This is a genomic window from Pyruvatibacter mobilis, from assembly GCF_012848855.1.
GTDB classification, from domain to species: Bacteria; Pseudomonadota; Alphaproteobacteria; order CGMCC-115125; family CGMCC-115125; genus Pyruvatibacter; species Pyruvatibacter mobilis.
On sequence record NZ_CP051630.1, the window covers coordinates 445,885 to 462,210 of the forward strand.

The 16,326-nt window shown below is 63.9% G+C and carries 14 protein-coding genes and 1 riboswitch; of the genes, 8 read left to right on the plus strand and 6 right to left on the minus strand.

Annotated elements, in window-relative coordinates; genetic code table 11:
- Window positions 1-6: 6 nt before the first annotated feature.
- The 3 genes from folP to thiD all read left to right on the plus strand — a co-directional run bounded on the left by folP (window position 7) and on the right by thiD (window position 3,132).
- Window positions 7-810, plus strand: coding sequence for a dihydropteroate synthase (folP, locus tag HG718_RS02075; protein ID WP_160588741.1), 804 nt, complete (start codon window positions 7-9; stop codon window positions 808-810).
- A 157-nt stretch (window positions 811-967) separates the two neighbouring features.
- Window positions 968-2,314: a phosphoglucosamine mutase gene (gene glmM / locus HG718_RS02080; protein WP_027844691.1), complete on the plus strand. Its 1,347-nt coding sequence runs from the start codon at window positions 968-970 to the stop codon at window positions 2,312-2,314.
- Window positions 2,311-3,132, plus strand: a complete 822-nt coding sequence (gene thiD, locus HG718_RS02085; protein WP_160588740.1) for a bifunctional hydroxymethylpyrimidine kinase/phosphomethylpyrimidine kinase — start codon at window positions 2,311-2,313, stop codon at window positions 3,130-3,132. Before glmM ends, thiD begins: the two co-directional genes overlap by 4 nt.
- Window positions 3,133-3,156: 24 nt before the next feature.
- Here the strand turns inward: thiD and HG718_RS02090 are convergent, their stop codons facing one another.
- Window positions 3,157-4,554, minus strand: coding sequence for an aminotransferase-like domain-containing protein (locus tag HG718_RS02090; protein ID WP_160588739.1), 1,398 nt, complete (start codon window positions 4,552-4,554; stop codon window positions 3,157-3,159).
- A 90-nt stretch (window positions 4,555-4,644) separates the two neighbouring features.
- On the opposite strand from HG718_RS02090, the gene HG718_RS02095 reads away from it, so the two are divergent.
- On the plus strand, window positions 4,645-5,457 hold the full coding sequence (locus tag HG718_RS02095) for a PhzF family phenazine biosynthesis protein (protein ID WP_160588738.1): 813 nt from the start codon (window positions 4,645-4,647) through the stop codon (window positions 5,455-5,457).
- The gene (locus tag HG718_RS02100) at window positions 5,454-6,050 is read left to right on the plus strand and encodes a LysE family translocator (RefSeq protein WP_160588737.1); all 597 of its coding nucleotides are present in this window, start codon (window positions 5,454-5,456) and stop codon (window positions 6,048-6,050) included. The genes HG718_RS02095 and HG718_RS02100 overlap by 4 nt, the downstream gene beginning before the upstream one ends.
- On the opposite strand, the gene HG718_RS02105 is transcribed toward HG718_RS02100, so the two are convergent.
- The 3 genes from HG718_RS02105 to HG718_RS02115 all read right to left on the minus strand — a co-directional run bounded on the left by HG718_RS02105 (window position 6,043) and on the right by HG718_RS02115 (window position 9,394).
- On the minus strand, window positions 6,043-6,993 hold the full coding sequence (locus HG718_RS02105; protein WP_160588736.1) for a DMT family transporter: 951 nt from the start codon (window positions 6,991-6,993) through the stop codon (window positions 6,043-6,045). The genes HG718_RS02100 and HG718_RS02105 overlap by 8 nt on opposite strands.
- Before the next feature lie 131 nt (window positions 6,994-7,124).
- Window positions 7,125-8,696, minus strand: coding sequence for a sulfatase family protein (locus HG718_RS02110; RefSeq protein ID WP_160588735.1), 1,572 nt, complete (start codon window positions 8,694-8,696; stop codon window positions 7,125-7,127).
- A 203-nt stretch (window positions 8,697-8,899) separates the two neighbouring features.
- The gene (locus tag HG718_RS02115) at window positions 8,900-9,394 is read right to left on the minus strand and encodes a DUF892 family protein (RefSeq protein ID WP_160588734.1); all 495 of its coding nucleotides are present in this window, start codon (window positions 9,392-9,394) and stop codon (window positions 8,900-8,902) included.
- Between the two features lie 195 nt (window positions 9,395-9,589).
- Here HG718_RS02115 and HG718_RS02120 point away from each other — a divergent pair, with 195 nt between their 5' ends.
- The 3 genes from HG718_RS02120 to HG718_RS02130 all read left to right on the plus strand — a co-directional run bounded on the left by HG718_RS02120 (window position 9,590) and on the right by HG718_RS02130 (window position 13,925).
- Window positions 9,590-10,783 (plus strand): phosphoserine transaminase, encoded by a 1,194-nt coding sequence (locus HG718_RS02120; protein WP_160588733.1) that lies wholly within the window; start codon window positions 9,590-9,592, stop codon window positions 10,781-10,783.
- A gap of 95 nt (window positions 10,784-10,878) precedes the next feature.
- The gene (gene serA / locus HG718_RS02125) at window positions 10,879-12,456 is read left to right on the plus strand and encodes a phosphoglycerate dehydrogenase (RefSeq protein WP_160588732.1); all 1,578 of its coding nucleotides are present in this window, start codon (window positions 10,879-10,881) and stop codon (window positions 12,454-12,456) included.
- A 176-nt stretch (window positions 12,457-12,632) separates the two neighbouring features.
- Complete coding sequence (locus tag HG718_RS02130) at window positions 12,633-13,925, plus strand: adenylosuccinate synthase (RefSeq protein WP_160588731.1); 1,293 nt, start codon at window positions 12,633-12,635, stop codon at window positions 13,923-13,925.
- Here the strand turns inward: HG718_RS02130 and HG718_RS02135 are convergent.
- Both HG718_RS02135 and HG718_RS02140 read right to left on the minus strand, forming a co-directional pair.
- A complete protein-coding gene (locus HG718_RS02135; protein ID WP_160588730.1) occupies window positions 13,922-14,839 on the minus strand; it encodes a PIN domain-containing protein in 918 nt (305 codons plus the stop codon). The genes HG718_RS02130 and HG718_RS02135 overlap by 4 nt on opposite strands.
- A gap of 62 nt (window positions 14,840-14,901) precedes the next feature.
- Complete coding sequence (locus HG718_RS02140; protein WP_160588729.1) at window positions 14,902-15,987, minus strand: radical SAM/SPASM domain-containing protein; 1,086 nt, start codon at window positions 15,985-15,987, stop codon at window positions 14,902-14,904.
- A gap of 115 nt (window positions 15,988-16,102) precedes the next feature.
- A riboswitch (TPP riboswitch) is annotated at window positions 16,103-16,213 on the plus strand.
- Window positions 16,214-16,326: the final 113 nt, after the last annotated feature.

Here is a 16,326-nt window from a genome sequence, read left to right on the forward strand (position 1 = left end):
CCTTCCATGACGACGCCTGTGCTTCTCGGCATTCTCAACATCACCGCGGATTCCTTTTCCGATGGCGGGCGCTATCTCGACCCTGCCGCGGCACTGGCGCATGGGCGGGCGCTGATGGCGGACGGTGCGGACGGGCTTGATGTGGGGGCAGCGTCGAGCCACCCGGACTCTCAGGACGTAGGCGCTGCGGAAGAGATACGCCGTCTTGAGGCCGTGGTGCCTGACCTGGTGCGGGCGGGTATCCCCGTATCGATCGACAGTTTCGAACCGGACGTGCATCTCTGGGCGCTGGAGCAGGGGGTGGCCTATCTCAATGACATCCAGGGGTTTCCGCATGCCGATATCTATCCCCGGCTTGCAGCATCAGATGCGCGGCTGATCGTCATGCACGGGGTGCAGGGGCGGGGACGGGCGCGGCGGCAGGATGTACCGGCCGGTGAGATCTGGGGGCGGCTGTTTGACTTCTTCGATGAGCGTGTCGCGGCGCTGACGCAGGCAGGGGTGGCGCGGGACCGGCTCATTCTTGATCCGGGGATGGGGTTCTTCCTCGGGACTGACCCGGATGTGTCGCTGACCGTGCTGCGCGAGATGGCCAAGCTTGAGGAGCGGTACGGCCTGCCGGTGCTGATTTCCGTCTCCCGCAAGAGCTTTTTGCGGGCGATGACGGGGCGGGATGTGGCTGATATCGGCCCGGCGACTCTGGCTGCTGAGCTGCACGCGACGCGACAGGGAGCGGTGTTCATCCGCACCCATGCGCCCGGCGCGCTGCGGGATGCCCTGGCGGTGATGGCGGCGCTTGAGGCTGAGTGAGCCCGGCCATGCCCCCGGCGCATGGCATTGGGGGTGGCGGATCAGGGCATTAACCGGTAACACGCTGAAAACATTCGTTAACTTTCTTATCAAGCACAGCGGCTATAGTGCGCCGCGATGAGGCGGCCTGAGTGCCTCAGAGCGTGCGGGGGACGACATGTCACGTAAGTATTTCGGCACGGACGGCATTCGTGGCCGGGCCAACCAGGAACCGATGACGGCGGCGACCGCCCTGAAAGTGGGCATGGCGGCGGGCCGCGTGTTCACGCGTGGGGAGCACCGCCATCGGGTGGTGATCGGCAAGGATACGCGCCTGTCCGGCTACATGATCGAGAATGCGCTGGTGGCGGGATTTACGTCGGTGGGCATGGACGTGTTCCAGTTCGGTCCGCTGCCGACGCCGGCTGTTGCCATGCTGACGCGCTCGCTGCGGGCGGATCTGGGTGTGATGATCTCGGCCTCGCACAACAGCTATGGCGACAACGGCATCAAGCTGTTCGGGCCGGACGGTTTCAAGCTCTCCGACGAGGTGGAGCAGGAAATCGAGCACCACATGGACAATGGCCTGACGGACGGGCTGGCCGCACCGTCGCGCATCGGCCGGGCCAAGCGCATCGAGGACGCGCAGGCCCGCTATATCGAATTTGCCAAGCGCACTTTCCCGCGCCGCCTCAGCCTTGAAGGCATCCGCATTGTTGTCGATTGCGCCCACGGCGCAGCCTACAAGGTGGCCCCCACGGCGCTGTGGGAACTTGGCGCGGAAGTGTTTTCTGTCGGCGTTGACCCGAACGGCACAAACATCAATGAAGGCTGCGGCTCCACCTCCACCGACATGATGGCGGGCAAGGTGCGCGAATTGCGGGCGGATATCGGTATTGCGCTTGATGGCGATGCGGATCGCGTGATCATCGTCGATGAGCATGGTGAAGTGGTGGATGGCGACCAGGTGATGGCGGCCATTGCCACGTCCTGGTCCGGCAAGGACATGCTGCAGGGTGGCGGCATCGTGGCCACGGTAATGAGCAATCTCGGCCTGGAACGTTATCTCGAAGGCCAGGGTCTGAAGCTGGCGCGCACCAAGGTGGGCGACCGCTATGTGGTGGAACATATGCGGGCGCATGGGTTCAATCTCGGCGGCGAACAGTCCGGGCATGTGGTGTTGTCGGATTTCGCCACCACGGGGGATGGTCTCATCGCAGCGCTGCAAGTGTTGGCGGTGATGGCGGAAACAGAAAAGCCGCTGAGCGAGATCTGCCGCCTGTTTGACCCGCTGCCGCAGCTGCTGCGCAATGTGCGTTTCCGCGACGGGGCGCCGCTGGAAGACGACGAGGTGAAGGACGCCATTGAGACCGGCACACAGGCGCTGGGCAATTCGGGGCGTCTGGTGATCCGCAAGTCCGGCACCGAGCCGCTGATCCGGGTGATGGCCGAGGGCGACGATGAGGCGCTGGTGACCCGGGTGGTCAACGACATCTGCACCGTCATCGAGGCCCGCGCGGGGTGACCCGGCTTACCCCTTCAACGCCTGCGCGCGTCCTGATCATTGCCGGCTCCGATTCCGGCGGCGGGGCGGGCATCCAGGCTGACATCAAGACAGTGACGGCCCTTGGGGGCTATGCGGCGACGGCGATCACCGCCATCACGGTGCAGGACACTACAGGCGTTCACGGCGTGGAAGGTCTGCCTGCCGACCTCGTGCGGCGACAGATGGACGTGGTGCTGGCGGATATCGGCGCGGATGCGCTGAAGACCGGCATGCTGCATTCCGCCGAGATCATCGAGACAGTGGCAGAGGCGATCGACGCGCTGGGGGATGTGCCGCCGCTGGTGGTGGACCCGGTGATGGTCGCAACGTCCGGCGACCGGCTGTTGCGGCAGGACGCGGAAACCGCCCTGCGCGAACGGCTGCTGCCGCTTGCCTTCCTGGCGACGCCCAATGTGCATGAGGCCGCGGTGCTGGCAGACATGCCGGTGCGGACGGCCGGGGACATGCGCGAAGCCGCGCGGGCGCTGCTGAGTGCGGGCCCTGAATGCGTGCTGGTAACGGGCGGCGACCTGGGCGGCGACATGGTGGTGGACGTGCTGGCGACGACGACGGAGATCCGCACCTTTACCAGTCCGCGCATTGCGACCACATCCACCCATGGCACGGGTTGCACGCTGGCCAGTGCGATCGCCACGCTGCTGGGACAGGGGCGCGAGATTGCCGACGCAGTGGATGCCGCACGGGACTATGTGCACATGGCCATCGCCCATGCGCCGAAGATCGGCAAGGGAGCGGGGCCGCTGGACCATGGCTGGGTGCTGCGCGACACGGACTGATCGGCACTTGGCGGCTGCGGCGTATCAGGCGGCGCTGAGCGGCCCTTCCTCCAGAAGATCCTTAACGATGCTGATGCCGCGGCGGCATTCGGCCATGTCGGCGGGCGGGCCGAGGGTTATGCGGACATGCCTTCTGCCCGACGGGGCGGTGATGGCGAAGTCCTCGTCCGCGGCGATGGCAACGCCGCGCATGCGTGCCGCTTCCACGAAATCATGCACGCGCCAAACCTCCGGCACCGGCAGCCAGAGATGGGCGCTGTGGGGATGGATGTCCGGCAGCCATGGGCGGAGGAGGTCCGCCGCCATTTTGTTCCGTTTACGGATTTCCACTTTCTGGCGGGTCAGCAGGTCGTGGGCTTCGCCGGTTTCGATCAGGTGGCGCGCGCACTCCGCGGTCATCGGCGGAAGGCCCTGGCCTAGCGCGTGCTGGGCGGCGCGGGCGCGGGCGGCATGGCGCGGCGGGCACAGCATCGCGCCGATGCGCAGGCCGGGGGCGACGGATTTCGACAGGCTGGATACGTAGAAGCTGCGGTCTGGGAGCAGGGCCGTGATCGGCAATTGCGCATCGGTGAATACGCCGTAGGTATCGTCTTCCAGAATCATAAGGTCATGGTCCTCGGCGATTGAGGCAATGGCCCTGCGGCGGGCAGCACCCATGATCGCGCCTGTGGGGTTGTGCAGGGTGGGGATCAGGAAGACGGCGCGGGCGCGGTGGGTGCGGGCGGCTTCCTCCAGTGCATCGGGGACGAGACCTTCGCCGTCGATGGCCACAGGGCGGAGGCGGCGGCCCATGAGCTGACACTGGCTGGCAATGATCCTGTAGGTCAGCGCCTCGGTGAGGATCAGGTCGCCCGGGTCTGTGGCGACGGCGATGGCGGTGGCGAGTGCCTGCTGGGCACCGGCGGTGAGCACGAGCCTGTCCGTGTCCGGAGTAAACCCGTCCAGTGACAGCCAGGATGTCATTGCGGCCCGCTGGGAGGCCGAGCCTGCCGGTTCTTCATAATCGGCGATGCGGGTGCGGAAGGCAGGATCGCGCAGGAGCGTTTCCATGGCGGCTGCCACGGCGCCGTTGTGGCCGACGGGGGCGGGCAGGTTGGTGCGCATGGGGATCAGCCCCACATCCCGCATCGCGGAAAACTCAGCCGAGCCCGCCCCGCGCGTCTGCCTGCCGGGATCCGCGATGCCGCGCACGAAGGTGCCGCGGCCGACACTGCCTTCGACAAGGCCCCGGCGGGCGGCCAGCTCATAGGCGCGGCTGATGGTGCCGACGGTGACGCCGAGATCGAAGGCAAGGGGCCTGTGCGCCGGCAGGCGGTCTCCCTGCCGGAGGTCCCCTGAGGTGACGGCTGCTTCGATGGCATCCGCAATGGCGACATAGCGCGGGCCGGACGGGGGAATGAGATGGGCCGGGAACAATGTCATGGTGTCAATATAACAATTGAATGGGTGCAATTTGGTTATAGATTGCCGGGACACCAGATAGAAGCGGTTTCAACAAGGGGTGCTCGGGTCATGGAGTTCAGGCTTTTTCAGGTTGATGCGTTTGCGGCGCGGCCGTTCGAGGGAAACCCGGCGGCGGTGGTGCCGCTTGATGCTTGGCTGAGCGAAGACCAGATGCTGGCGATCGCGGCGGAGAACAATCTGGCCGAGACGGCGTTCTTCGTGCAGGAAGGCGAGGGATACGGCTTGCGCTGGTTCACCCCCACGGTCGAAGTCGATCTGTGCGGCCATGCGACACTGGCGACCGCGCATGTGATCCTGAGCCGGCTTGCGCCGGAGCGGGAGGCGGTGTCGTTCGAAACGCGGTCGGGCACGCTGACGGTGACGCGAGGCCGAGAGGGCCGCTACGCGATGGATTTTCCGGCAAGGCCCTCGCGCCCCATGCCCGCGCCCAAGGATCTGGGGGCGATGATCGGTGTGCAGCCCCGCATGGTCTTCACCGGTACCAATCTCATTGCGGTGTTCGACAGCGCTGCCGATGTGGCACGGCTTAACCCGGCATTTGAGCCGCTGGCGCGTTGCCTGGGGCCGCGCAACCAGGGGCTGATCGCGACGGCGCCGGGGGATGACGGGTCCGGATTTGATTTCGTGTCGCGCTTCTTTGCCCCGGCTCACGGCATCAATGAGGATCATGTGACCGGCTCTGCGCATTGCGACTCCGTGCCGTACTGGGCGAAGAAGCTGAAGAAGCCCGAGCTGGTTGCGCGGCAGATTTCCCCGCGGGGCGGGACTGTGTGGTGCCGCCTCGAAGGGGAGCGCGTGGTGCTGGAAGGTATGTGTGCGGATTATCTCGACGGCACCATCACGCTGGGGCCGCGGTCGTGAACTGGGACCTGCTGGGCGCTGCGGCCCTATTCGGGCTTGTGGTGGCGGGGACGCCGGGGCCTGCCAATCTCAGCCTGATGACAATGGGGGCGACGGTGGGGTTCCGCCGGTCACAGCGCTATCTCATGGGAATCTGGGCCGGCGGGCTGGCGGTGACGGCACTGGTGGGGCTCGGTGTCGGTGCCCTGCTGCAGGCGGAGCCTGTCATCTACCGGGTGCTGCAGCTTGCGGGCTTCTTCTACATCTGCTGGCTGGCCTGGCAGCTTGCCGGGATGACAGGAAGCGGCCGTACGGAGGCTGCGCAGCCGTCGTTCTGGGCGGGGGCGGTGCTGCACCCGATCAACCCCAAGGCCTATGTGATGAATGTGACGGCCTTCGCGAGTTTCACGGCGCCGGGCATGGCCTATGGCCTGCAGGCGGTGATGACGGGTGTGACGCTGGCGCTGGTGATGGTCTTCTGCACCACGAGCTGGACGCTGGGCGGAGATGTGCTGCGCCACTGGCTGACGCAGGCGCGCTATGCGGCAGTGCTGCGGCGGGGGCTGGCGGTGGCCATGGTGGCCTCGGTCGGCGTGCCGATGCTGCTCAGCTGATGTCCGTGTCCTGGGGTGCGGGCCCGGCTGCGTGCTTGGGCGCACGGCGGAGTTCGGCCACGGCGATGCCGGCCAGGATGAGGACGAGGCCCGCGAACGCCCACATGTTGGGGCTTTCATCAAGCAGCACGATGCCGGCAATGAGGGCCACCGGCGGCACCAGGTAATTGGTGATCGACATGAAGGTGGGACCTGCCTCGTCGATCAGGCGGAAATAGATCACCGTGGCGAGGCCGCTGGCAAAGATGCCGGTGCCGACGACGCCGAAGATGGGCCACCAGCCGGGCAGGGCATCAAGCGACGGCGCCTCGTGGAGGGGCATCAGCGACAGGGCCAGCGGAAAGGCGATGAGGCAGGACAGGCCGTTGACCATCATGGCCCGCTGCCAGACATCCATCTGCGGCATGTTGCGGGCGATGATGGCGTTTGCCGCGAACATGACCGCGCCCAGCAGGATCGCCAGCTGGGACAGGATCTCGATGTCACTGACGCCGACATCAAGGAGCGCTTCGGGGCCGACAATGAGGGCCACGCCGCTGAGACCGATAACGAAGCCCGCGAGGCGGCGCGGCGTCATGCGTTCGCCGGGCACGAAGACATGGGCAAGGGCCAGGGTCATCAGCGGCATGGTGGTGACGAGGATCGAGGCGAGACCGGATTCAACCTCCTGCTGTCCCCAGCTGATGACATAGAAGGGCGCCATGTCGCCCATGATGGCGAGGGCGATGAGCCACAGCCACATGCGGCGCGGGATGGGCGCGATACGGCCGAAGGCAAAGGCCAGCGGGATCAGCACCAGCGTGGCGACAAGCTGGCGGAATACCACCACCCATTGCGGCGCAAAGCCTTCAAGGGCGATGGCCGTGAAGGTGAAGCCCGACGCCCAGCACAAGGTAAGCAGGCCGAGATCGACCCAGGCAGCGGTGCTGCGGGGGGCGCTCAAGGTGAGACCGCCGGGCGGTGCGGGCAGCGATATGCGGGCCGTTGAAGCATGGGCGCGATGTCGCGCGCGCAGCGGGTCAAGTCAACCGCGCAAAAGATCAAATCATCTTGCTGCCAGTGACGGCATGCTCCTCAAGCAGGGCCGACGCGGGGTAGGCGTTCATCCGGCTCCTGTGGCCATTCATCCAGCAGGGCGGTCATCAATTCCTTGCGGATGGCGGCGCAGGCGGGGTCATCCCAGCGGTTGATACGCTGCAAGGGGTCGTCCTCAAGATCGTAGAGCTCGCCCTCGGTGCCGTCATAGATGGAGCCGGGCCGGTAGGCAGTCAGCACATGGGTGCGGGTGCTGATAGTGCGCAGGGCGAGGGTGTGTTCGGCCTTGTCCCGGTCACCGGAATTGCGGTGCACGCTGTCCCAGCCGGTGAGCACGGTCTCGCGTGACTGGTCGTCCGCTTCGGCGGAGGATGCCGGAAGGGGGGCACCCTCCATCCATTCCGGCACGTCGAGGCCTGCCAGGGCACAGAAGGTGGGGGCGAGGTCCACATGGCCCACGGGATTGGGCACCGCGCGGGGAGTGCCGGCTTCCGGGCCGGTGTCGTGGTCGGGGGCCGGGCGCCAGAGGAAGGGCAGGCGCATGAGGGCGTCCACATGAAAGGCGCCCTTGAACATGAGGCCGAAATCGCCCTGCATCTCGCCGTGATCGGTGGTGAAGAAGATGTCCGTGTCGCCGTCCCAGCCACGGGCGCTGATGTGATCGAAGACGCGGCCGCAGGCCTCGTCGATCAGCTCGTTTTCGATGTGGTTCATGGCGTTGATCTCGCGCACCTGATCGTCGGTGAGATCGCAGGGGCGGAAATTGGGCGGGAACTCGAAATTGGTCCGCAGGCTGCCGTCCCAGGCGCCTTGCCAGTGGCGGGGTTTACGCTCAAGCAGTTCGGCGCGTTCCTCGTGGCTGCCTGCGTAGAGTTCGGGCAGGTCGAGGTCGCGCCAGTCAACGCGGCCGAGTTCGGATGCGGGCGGATCCCAGGGGTGGTGCGGATCGGGGAAGCTCATCCAGATGAACCAGTCTTCTTCCGTATCCAGACTATCAAGGAAGGCGATGACGCGGTCGGCCACCCAGTCGGTGTGGTAGAGCTCGCGCGGCATGTCGTTGACCCAGCACTGGATGGCACCGGTATCCGCGCCGCCGATATGGTTCTGCTGCCCGGTCTCGGACACGATGGGGTAGAAGCCGCCTATCTGATCCTTGTGCTCTTTCTGCATCCATTGGTCGTAGTGGAAGTTGCCGGTCATGAAGTGGTTGGCCAGTTCCATGCGGTCAAAACCGCGATGGGGACCGGTTTCGCCGCGGCGGGCCATCTCGTTTTCATAGAAGCCGGGCGGTGCCATCCAGGGTTCGAAATGGGCCTTGCCGATCAGGGCGGTCTTGTAACCGGCGGTGCCCAGCACATGGGCGACGGAAGGCGCGTCTTCCGGCAGGGCGACACCATTCATCCAGACACCATGGGAGGCCGGGTATTGGCCGGTGACGATGGTGGCGCGGGCGGGCATGCAGACCACCGACTGGTTGTGTGCCCGGGTGAAGTTGATGCCCGACTGCGCCAGCGCATCAAGTCGCGGGGTGCGCGCGACCTTGCCGCCGGTGCAGCCCAGCGCGTCGTAGCGCATCTGGTCGGTGGTGATGAGAAGGATCTTGCGTCCCATCCGGTGGTATCTCCCTGGAAGCGTGTGCTGGGGCCACCCGCGTTGCGGGCGGCCGGGCTCTTGTTGGTTTTCCGGGAGAATGGCGCATGCCACCGAAGGAAACAATGCGTGTCATTAATTTGATGTCGATGGAAAAAGCCCGCGGTCGCTTGGGGCGGCCGCGGGCTGGTCTTGTCAGGTCGGTGGCCTCAGGGGCCCGCGGGTCAGGCGGCCTTCTTGTTGATGCCGCCCATGGCGAGTTCGCTCATGGTGAGGTCGCCGGAGCGGGTTTCCTTGAGGCAGTCCTCGAGGGCGCGGGCTTCTTCGTCATGGCCCAGACGCTTGGCGAAGGTCTTGACGCAGCCATAGCCGGCAAGCGCGTAGTGCACCATGCGCTGATACTGGGTGATGATGACGGCGTCCTGCACCTCGTCATTGGTGAAGTCGGCATCCAGGGCGTGGGCCTGGGCTTCCTTCACGATGCCTTCCATGCCCTTGCAGAACTCGGCAGTGGGGGACTCGCCGTGACCCTTGATCATGGCGTCGAGGGCGGTCATGCCGTTTTCGATGCCGATAACACCGGCTTCGAGGGCTTTCTGAAGTTCAGGATCCTTGGCGGCGGCGGCGAGCTTCTGGGTGGTAAGCCGCGCCTGCTTGTTGGCGCTGTAGAGGTCCTGCAGCTGGTGGATATAGACGTCCTTGAGGCTGGCAAAAGCCATGATGTGCTCCTTCCGGTTGGTGTGAGCCTGGGGGAGTAACCGGGGGCGGGCGGACATGTTCCGACGGGCAGGCAGTTAACGGCCCGGTAGGCACGGCAAAAGCTTCATTTGACCTTTGAGGGGGGCTCGCCTATGTACGGCGCGGGCCACGCTTCCCCAACGAAGCGCGACCCTCTGCAAGGAGGGAGATACACCATGGCAGATACTACCAATGGCGGCGCGCCTGCAGCGGCAGCGGCCAACAAGCCGGGCATTCGTCCGGCAAACCCGAATTTCTCGTCCGGCCCCTGCGCAAAGCGCCCCGGCTGGACCCTTTCCAACCTCGAAGATGCATGCCTCGGGCGCTCGCACCGGTCCAAGCCGGGCAAGGCCAAGCTCGCTTACGCGATCGAGCTGACGCGCGAGGTGCTGGGCATTCCCGACGACTACAAGATCGGCATCGTGCCGGCGTCCGATACGGGTGCTGTCGAGATGGCCATGTGGTCGCTGCTGGGCGCGCGTCCGGTGGACATGCTGGCGTGGGAAAGCTTCGGCTCCGGCTGGGTGACGGATGTCATCAAGCAGCTGAAGCTGGACGATGCCCGCAAGATCGAGGCGGGCTACGGCGAGCTGCCGGATCTGAGCCAGGTCGACCCCACGCATGATGTCGTCTTCACCTGGAACGGCACCACCTCCGGTGTGCGTGTGCCGAACGCGGACTGGATTGCCGCTGACCGGGAAGGCCTCACCATCTGTGACGCAACCTCTGCGGCCTTCGCGCAGGATCTCGACTGGGCCAAGCTCGATGTCGTGACCTATTCCTGGCAGAAGGTGCTGGGCGGCGAAGCGGCGCACGGCATGCTGATCCTGAGCCCGCGGGCGGTGGAACGGCTTGAGAGCTACACCCCTGCCTGGCCGATGCCGAAGATCTTCCGCCTCACCAAGGGCGGCAAGCTGATCGACGGCATCTTCAAGGGCGAGACCATCAACACGCCGTCCATGCTGTGTGTCGAGGACTATATCGATGCGCTGGAATGGTCGAAGTCGATCGGCGGTCTGAAGGGCCTGATGGCCCGCGCCGACGCCAACATGGCTGCTCTCACCAAGTGGGTGGAAGAAACCCCGTGGGTGGATTTCCTCTGCAAGGATGTGGCGAACCGCTCCAACACGTCGGTGTGCCTGACCATCGTGGATGAGGCGCTGACGGAAGAGCAGCAGGCGGCAGCATCGAAGAAGCTGGCAAGCCTGCTGGACGCAGAAGGCGTTGCCTACGACATCGGCGCCTATCGCGACGCGCCGGCGGGCCTGCGTATCTGGGCCGGTGCCACCATCGAAGTGGCTGACATGCAGGCGCTGCTGCCGTGGCTCGACTGGGCCTATGCGGAAGCCAAGCAGGCCGAAGCAGCCTAGGCGCCAAGAGACATGACGCAGGCGGGCAGGGATGCCTGGCCGCCTGCCGCTCACCCTGATCCCGACATAGCAATTCACCTTCGAGGAGTTTCCCCATGCCCAAGGTGCTGATTTCCGACAAGCTGTCTCCCGCCGCCGTGGAGATTTTCAAGAACCGTGGTCTCGACGTGGACTTCAAGCCGGGCCTCGACAAGGACGAGCTTCTGTCCATCATCGGCCAGTATGACGGCCTCGCCATCCGCTCTGCCACCAAGGTGACGGCGGATGTGCTGGAGAAGGCGGACAACCTCAAGGTCGTCGGCCGCGCCGGCATCGGTGTCGACAATGTCGATATTCCGGCTGCGACCGCCAAGGGCGTGATCGTGATGAATACGCCGTTCGGCAATTCCATCACCACAGCCGAGCATGCCATCTCCATGATGATGGCGCTGGCACGGCAGATCCCGCAGGCCAATGCGTCCACCCATGAAGGCAAGTGGGAAAAATCCAAGTTCATGGGCGTTGAGCTGACGGCCAAGACGCTGGGCGTCATCGGCTGCGGCAATATCGGCTCCATCGTGTGCGACCGGGCGCTGGGTCTGCGCATGAAGGTGGTGGGCTATGACCCGTTCCTGACGCCGGAGCGCGCCAAGGAGATGGGCATCGAGAAGGTGGAACTGGACGAGCTGTTCAAGCGCGCCGACATCATCACCCTGCACACGCCGCTGACCGACGCCACGCGCAACATCATCGACGCGGCTGCGATCGAGAAGATGAAGGACGGCGTGCGCATCGTGAACTGCGCCCGCGGCGGCCTGATCGTCGAAGCAGACCTCAAGGCAGCGCTTGAAAGCGGCAAGGTGGCCGGTGCCGCGCTTGACGTGTTCGAGGAAGAGCCCGCCAAGGAGAACGCGCTGTTCGGTCTCGACAACCTGATCGCGACGCCGCATCTGGGAGCCTCGACGTCTGAGGCGCAGGAGAATGTGGCGCTGCAGGTGGCGGAGCAGATGTCCGACTATCTTCTGGATGGCGCCATCACCAATGCGATCAACGTGCCGTCGGTGTCTGCCGAGGACGCGCAGAAGCTGGGCCCGTGGATCACCCTGTCCGAACAGCTCGGCCTGTTTGCCGGCCAGCTGACCGAGACGGGCATCGAGGAGGTGACCATCGAGTTCGTGGGCGACGCTGCCGAGCTCAACACCAAGCCGCTCGTCAACTCCATGCTGATGGGGCTGATGAAGCCGATGCTGACTGACGTCAACATGGTGTCCGCGCCTGCCATCGTGAAGGAACGCGGCATCAAGGTGAACGAGACCAAGAAGGGCCAGCATGGCGCCTATGAGGGCTACATCATGCTGTCCGTCACCACCGAGCGTCAGACGCGCTCCGTTGGCGGCACGGTGTTCGGCGATGGCAGCCCGCGCATCATCCAGGTGAAGGGCATCGGCATGGAAGCCGCCCTGACGCGCGACATGCTGTATGTCACCAATGACGACAAGCCGGGCTTCATCGGCGGCCTCGGCACGGTGCTGGCGGATGCGGGCATCAACATCGCCTCGTTCAATCTCGGCCGCGTGGCGCCGGGCGGCGACGCCATTGCGCTGATCGACGTGGACCAGGAAGTGTGTGCCGAGACCCTGAAGAAGGTTATGGCGCTGCCGAATGTGAAGCAGGCCAAGGCGCTGAAGTTCTGATCGAACCGGCAAGCCAATCGACATCAGGGGGCGCGTGCGGGTGCACGCGCCCCCTTTTTCGTGGGATTTGGGGGGCGTGCAGCGGTGCGCCCGTGATATGCACCTGGTGCATTTGAGATTGCAGCGGGACTCGCTATAGTCCCGCCGCTTTCCGGACATTTACAGGATTACAAGCGATGGCGAATGTAGCGGTCGTCGGCTCCCAGTGGGGCGACGAGGGCAAGGGCAAGATTGTGGACTGGCTGTCGGAGCGTGCTGACGTGGTTGTGCGCTTCCAGGGCGGGCACAATGCGGGCCATACGCTTGTGATCGACGGCAAGGTGTTCAAGCTGTCGCTGCTGCCGTCGGGCATCGTGCGGCCGGGCAAGCTGTCGATCCTCGGCAATGGCGTGGTGCTGGACCCGTGGGCGTTCGTCAAGGAAGCCGACCAGATTGCCGGTCAGGGCGTGGCCGTGACACCGGACAACCTGATGATCGCCGAGAACGCGACGCTGATCCTGCCGGTGCACCGCGAGCTGGACGAAATGCGCGAGAGCGCCAATTCGGGCACCAAGATCGGTACCACCAAGCGCGGCATCGGCCCGGCCTATGAAGACAAGGTGGCCCGCCGCGGCCTGCGCGTGGTTGATCTGGGAGACCCGGACACCCTGCCGGCCAAGGTGGAGAACCTACTGGTGCACCACAACGCGCTGCGCCGGGGCAACAATCTCGACGAAATTGAAGCGGGGCCGATTGTCGATGCGCTGAAGGAGATCGCGCCGCGCATCCTGCCCTTAGCCAAGCCCGTGTGGCTGGTGCTGGATGAGGCCAAGAAGGCGGGCAAGCGCATCCTGTTTGAAGGGGCGCAGGGCACGCTTCTGGACATTGACCACGGCACCTATCCGTTTGTTACCTCCTCCAACACGATTGCCGGGCAGGCGGCGGGCGGCACCGGCATGGGGCCGGGGTCCATCGGCTATGTGCTGGGCATCACCAAGGCCTATACGACGCGCGTGGGCGAGGGGCCGTTCCCGACCGAGCAGGACAACGAGGTTGGCCAGAAGCTGGGCGAGCGCGGGCATGAGTTCGGCACGGTGACGGGGCGCAAGCGCCGCTGCGGCTGGTTTGACGCGGTGCTGGTGCGCCAGGCGATCAAGACCGGCGGCATTGAAGGCATCGCGCTCACCAAGCTCGACGTGCTGGATGGCTTCGACGAGATCAAGGTGTGCACCGGCTACACGCTGGACGGCAAGCCGCTCGACCACCTGCCGGCGGATGCGCCGAGCCAGGCGCGGGTCAAGTGCGAATACACGACGCTTGAGGGCTGGTCCGAGAGCACGGAAGGGGCGCGCAGCTGGGCAGACTTGCCGGCGCAGGCGATCAAATATGTGCGGCTGATCGAGGAACTGATTGAGGCGCCGGTGGCGCTGCTGTCAACGAGCCCGGAGCGGGATGATACGATTTTGGTGCATGATCCGTTTGCGGATTAATCATCACTACGCGATGACTTCAACAAGCTTGCCAACATGCTTCTGAGTGCTTCCGAGTCGGAAGTGGATCGCAGTAGCTGTGGTGATATTGTCAGTTGTGATGGTTGCTCTACGAACGACCTCGAAGACTTGTATAAGCCAATAAGATCTTTTTCTTCCTTTACGTCGGTCTGTGTAACCGAGCCATTCATCTTCTTAATAGCTTCTGTCAGCTTGTTGGACAGTTCGACTTTTCTACGGGTACCGACCCTTTCAGAAAACTCGTGCTTCAGCCAATCATTGAGGATTGGCGCACCATCAAACATTATTCCGTAGTCTTGATCTCTGGTGACAATCATCACATGTGATTTGTTTGGGCAATTCTGCGCGCAGTGAATGATCCATTCCCAGTTTACGGCATCACCGATGGATGTGTCGTTCGCCTTCCGTGGCGGATAACCTAAGGAGAACCTCTTTCTTGCTAAGCTTCTAATCTGAAAACGTCGTTTGTCGGGGCGCCGCAGATTGTACGGACTGTCGTTGGAAAAAATTCGTTTGAGAGACTGATAAACAGGATCGTGTTTCGATGGGTCTCGCAATACTTTCTCGATCTTGTCTCTTACCTTCTTGAGCTGTTTCTCAGATTCAGTGGTAGCCTTCCTGTACATCTTGAAAGGCTGATAATCCGTGACTATTGGAGGCGCGTTTCTCTGCGGGCTTTTTGCAAGATTTTTAATGGCATCCTCATGTATGACTTTTTGTCTATTCCTGAGAAATTCCGCCCAGACTTGATCCAGAATGATGATTACGCCTTTATGTTGCTCTAATGCCTTGAGTTGTCGTTCAGCGCTTGGACCGCCGAGCCGGTAGAAATCTAGCAACACATTTGTGTCAATGAAGAACAGCCAATTTTCGGCTTTTGCTCGCTTTGCCATATCGAATGCAACCATAGATGTATAGTAGGTGGTGCATTTCTAGGCCTAATGCAGATGGTTGTCTACTTCGCCACCACCAGCGGGCCTGCTTCTACGCCGAGGGCGCGTAGCCGTTCCTGCCGGATGTCTTCGATGACCGGGGCGAGGACTTCCTCGTGGAAGCGGTCGCAGCCGATGCAGAGGTTCTGGTAGTCGTTGCCCTTGGGGTCTTTGGTCTTTGACTTTTCATAAAAGGTGCCGACGTCCCAGCCGTGGCTGAGGCCCATGCGTTCCGGGTGGCCCATATTGATGGCTTCAAAGGCGGGGTGGCCGACGAGACTGTCGAGGATGTCGGTCAGCTTTTCTTCGGTGACATTGCCGATGGGGGCCTTGGTCTTGAGGCAGCAGGGGAAGACGTCGCCTGTGGGGTCGATGGAGACTTCGGAGCCCGCATAGCGGTGGTTGAGGAAGCCCAAGCCGCCGGACCAGGCGTTGCAGAAGTTGTCCTTCAGGGTGGCGCGGCTGAGGCCGTTGTCCCAGGCGCGGCCGCGGGGCCAGATCTTGCCGATCCAAGCGTCTTCGGTAGCGCCGAAAAAGAGATAGGTCGGCCCGTCATTCTTCTGCCATTCGCCGAAACCTGTGCGGGCTGAATGCTCCGTATAGCCCGTTTTTTCGAACATCGTGTGCAGCTTGTCGATCAGCGGCTTGCGCTTGTCGCCTTCCATGCCGACGTGGAAATCATCCATGCCGGAAATGGCGATCATGCGGATGCCGCGCTCGCGGAGGTCTTCCAGTATCTGTTCGGTAACGAGGTCGCCGGTGGTCTGGATCGAGATATCAACGCCGCCCTGGTTGCGGTATCTGGCGTTCAGCGCCTCCAGCACCGGGTAAAGCACGCGCTCGCGGACGGGGTCGAGCAGCACCTCGCCGCCGGCCATGATGATGCGGCCGCGGCGCTCCTTGAAGCCCGCTTCGCTGTCATCGGGCGCGGACGTGTCGAGATAGGTCATCCGCTCGGGCAGGTTGGCGATGATCCGGGGGAAAGCGTCCTCCGCCTCGCGCACCACGGCCTCCAGCGCGCCGCGCACATAGGGGCGGAAGCGGTCCTCATAGCAGTGGGTGCATTTGCGGTGGCAGGCCCAGTTGAGGACCCAGTAGATCGATTCCATGGCGCGTCCGGAAAGTGAACCAGTCCAGTCCGCAGCATGTGCGGGCGGTGGCGGGGGGTCAAATAACGGGTGGGTGAGGGGTTTTCGCGGGGGGCAAACGGAGTCACACTGCGGGCGTTGTTCCAAGGGGTGCGCTGCGGGTTGCGGTGCTGAGATGGGCCTTTGCCTGAACCCTTTGAACCTGATCCGGGTTATGCCGGCGAAGGGACTGGGACCCAAGGGCGCGGCCATGCGTTGGATGGCGGTACGGCGCGCTTTTTCTCCTCCTGACGTCAGTTTGCCCGGCGGTGCGGAATTCGCGTGGGGCTGCATCCCCATGCCGACACGGAGGGCTCTTCC

Bases quoted from the DNA above. Each gene is read 5' to 3' on its own strand.
- glmM (WP_027844691.1), top strand. From the start codon at position 968: ATGTCACGTAAGTATTTCGGCACGGACGGCATTCGTGGCCGGGCCAAC.
- folP (WP_160588741.1), top strand. From the start codon at position 7: ATGACGACGCCTGTGCTTCTCGGCATTCTCAACATCACCGCGGATTCC.
- HG718_RS02110 (WP_160588735.1), bottom strand. From the start codon at position 8,696: ATGGGACGCAAGATCCTTCTCATCACCACCGACCAGATGCGCTACGAC.
- HG718_RS02120 (WP_160588733.1), top strand. From the start codon at position 9,590: ATGGCAGATACTACCAATGGCGGCGCGCCTGCAGCGGCAGCGGCCAAC.
- HG718_RS02140 (WP_160588729.1), bottom strand. From the start codon at position 15,987: ATGGAATCGATCTACTGGGTCCTCAACTGGGCCTGCCACCGCAAATGC.
- serA (WP_160588732.1), top strand. From the start codon at position 10,879: ATGCCCAAGGTGCTGATTTCCGACAAGCTGTCTCCCGCCGCCGTGGAG.
- HG718_RS02090 (WP_160588739.1), bottom strand. From the start codon at position 4,554: ATGACATTGTTCCCGGCCCATCTCATTCCCCCGTCCGGCCCGCGCTAT.
- HG718_RS02135 (WP_160588730.1), bottom strand. From the start codon at position 14,839: ATGGCAAAGCGAGCAAAAGCCGAAAATTGGCTGTTCTTCATTGACACA.
- HG718_RS02115 (WP_160588734.1), bottom strand. From the start codon at position 9,394: ATGGCTTTTGCCAGCCTCAAGGACGTCTATATCCACCAGCTGCAGGAC.
- HG718_RS02095 (WP_160588738.1), top strand. From the start codon at position 4,645: ATGGAGTTCAGGCTTTTTCAGGTTGATGCGTTTGCGGCGCGGCCGTTC.
- HG718_RS02130 (WP_160588731.1), top strand. From the start codon at position 12,633: ATGGCGAATGTAGCGGTCGTCGGCTCCCAGTGGGGCGACGAGGGCAAG.